The 700-nt window shown below is 79.9% G+C and carries 1 protein-coding gene; it reads right to left on the bottom strand.

Features of this window, described 5'->3' with window-relative positions:
- Window positions 1–639 (bottom strand): DUF3488 domain-containing protein (locus B7P34_RS36070; protein WP_223268621.1); only part of this gene is annotated, 639 nt, incomplete at its 3' end.
- Window positions 640–700: the final 61 nt, after the last annotated feature.

Raw genomic sequence — 700 nt, 5'->3', positions numbered from 1 at the left:
GCCGCCCGCCGTGGCGGGCCCCGGGGCCGGGGGAGCCGTCCGGCCGCCGCTGAGGACGCGGCCCCAGCGGGCGAGGCGCTCCCGCCCCTCGGTCAGGAGCAGCAGCAGATAGCCGCTCGCCGCGGCCAGGAACCACAGCCGGGCGTGCTCGCCCTGGCCGAGCCCGGCGGCCACGGAATACAGCGCGAGGAGCGGCAGGCCGGCGGGGGCGGCGCTGCGGTACGTCACCGCCACGGCGTCGACGGCCAGGCCGACGACCAGCACGCCGCCGACGAGCAGCAGCCGGATGCCGGCCGTCGCCGGGGCGGGGATCGCGTACCGCCCGACGTCCTCGGCGCCCTCCTGGACCAGCTGCCCGAACTCGTGGAAGGCCTCCGGGCCCGGCAGCAGCCCGGCGACCGCCTGCTCGCCGGCGAAGGCCACGGTGAGCAGCAGCAGCCCGGTCAGCGCCTGCACGGCCACGGTCAGCGGCCCGGGCAGGGGCACGCGGCGGGCGAGGACGCCGGCCGTGCTCTGGAGGGCCAGCAGGAACGCGGCCTGCAGTATCCACACGCTCTTGTCGACCAGCGGGAGCATCGCGCAGGACGCGGCCAGCGTGGCCACCGCGGCGCTCGCCGTCAGGCGCGCCCGCCCCGTCACGGCCGGCCTCCCGCCGCGCCGGCGCCGGAGGGGCCGGAGAAGGGCGCGGGCTCCGCGGGGC

It is taken from the genome of Streptosporangium nondiastaticum, from assembly GCF_003011965.1.
Lineage (GTDB): Bacteria > Actinomycetota > Actinomycetes > Streptomycetales > Streptomycetaceae > Streptomyces > Streptomyces nondiastaticus.
This window is presented reverse-complemented; position numbering and strand designations above follow the sequence as displayed.